This window comes from Sphingomonas sp. FUKUSWIS1, assembly GCF_000733135.1.
Lineage (GTDB): Bacteria > Pseudomonadota > Alphaproteobacteria > Sphingomonadales > Sphingomonadaceae > Sphingomonas > Sphingomonas aerolata.
Genome location: NZ_JPJC01000225.1, coordinates 4,780 through 6,227, shown reverse-complemented (window position 1 = coordinate 6,227; position 1,448 = coordinate 4,780). Strand labels below are relative to the sequence as shown.

The 1,448-nt window shown below is 66.7% G+C and carries 2 protein-coding genes; both read left to right on the top strand.

Translation table 11 applies throughout. The annotated features are described in order from the left end of the window. Positions 1-83: 83 nt before the first annotated feature. Positions 84-437, top strand: coding sequence for a HesB/IscA family protein (locus tag sphsw_RS13460; RefSeq protein ID WP_031441054.1), 354 nt, complete (start codon positions 84-86; stop codon positions 435-437). Positions 438-604: 167 nt separating this feature from the next. After that, positions 605-1,448 (top strand): amino acid permease (locus sphsw_RS20540; protein ID WP_042467313.1); only part of this gene is annotated, 844 nt, incomplete at its 3' end.

The window sequence follows — 1,448 nt, the reverse complement described above, 5'->3', positions numbered from 1 at the left end:
CACCGCGAGCGCGCGATCCGGTCGGGCGCCCCACCCCAACCCCTCCCCTGAAGGGGAGGGGCTTTAGATGGAAGGAACGAGCCATGGCGACGACATTACGAGCACGGCCCGCGGCGCTGAACCTGACCGCGACCGCGCATGCGCGGATCGCGGACCTGATGGCGCGCGCGCCGGAGGAGTCGATCGGGGTCAAGCTGTCGACGCCCAAGCGTGGGTGTTCGGGGCTCGCCTATTCGGTCGATTATGTGAGCGAGGCCAAGCCGTTCGACGAGCGGATCGACACGCCCGGCGGCACGCTGTTCGTCGATGGCGGGTCGATATTGTACCTGATCGGCTCGACGATGGACTGGGTCGAGGACGACTTCACGGCCGGGTTCGTGTTCCAGAACCCGAACGCCAAGGGTGCGTGCGGGTGCGGGGAAAGCTTCACGGTCTAAATTCTACCGTGAGCTAATGTGTCCCCGCGAAGGCGGGGACCCAGACTGGGCTCCCGCCTTCGCGGGAGAACAAAGATCCGGCCGAGCCAAGGCGATGCCGGCCGACCGGCCGCCTTGCTTGCCCATCCCGTCCTGTGCCACTCCCCCCTGAAGAAGAGGGGATCTACGTGGCCAGTCTGTTTCGCCGAAAAATCGTCACCGAGCAGCCGCCCGAGCATCAGCTCGCGCGGACCTTGTCGTGGCCGCATCTGGTCGCGATGGGCGTGGGCGGGATCGTCGGGACGGGGATCCTGACGCTGATCGGCGTCGGGGCAGGGCTCGCGGGCCCCGCGGTGATCCTGTCGTTCATCATCGCCGGCGGGATCTGTGCCTGCGCCGCGCTCGCCTATGCCGAGATGGCGACGATGATCCCGGCGTCGGGCAGCGCCTATACGTACAGCTATGTCGTGCTCGGCGAGCTGATCGCCTGGGTGATCGGCTGGAGCCTCATCCTCGAATATTCGCTGGTGGTGTCGACCGTCGCGGTCGGCTGGTCGGGTTATGCTGCACCCTTGCTGCGCGGCGCGTTCGGGTTTCCCGAGGCGCTGACGCTCAGCCCCGAGCTCGGCGGCGTCCTGAACGTCCCCGCGATCGTCATCATCGCGGTCGTCGCGGGCGTGCTGTCGTTCGGGACGCGCGAGAGTGCGACGCTGAACGCGGTGCTGGTGGCGGTGAAGATGATCGCGCTGACCGTGTTCGTGTTCATCGCGCTCCATTATTTCAACAGCGCGAACCTGCAGCCGTTCATGCCCTATGGCTTCCCCAAGGCGGTCCAGCCCGACGGTGCAGAGCGCGGCGTGATGGCGGCGGCGGCGATCATCTTCTTCGCATTCTACGGATTCGACGCGATCTCGACCGCGGCGGAGGAGACGAAGAATCCGGGCCGCGACCTCGCGATCGGCATCCTCGGGTCGATGGTGGCGTGCATCGCGATCTACATCCTTGTCGCGGTCGCCGCGGTGGGCGCGTTGT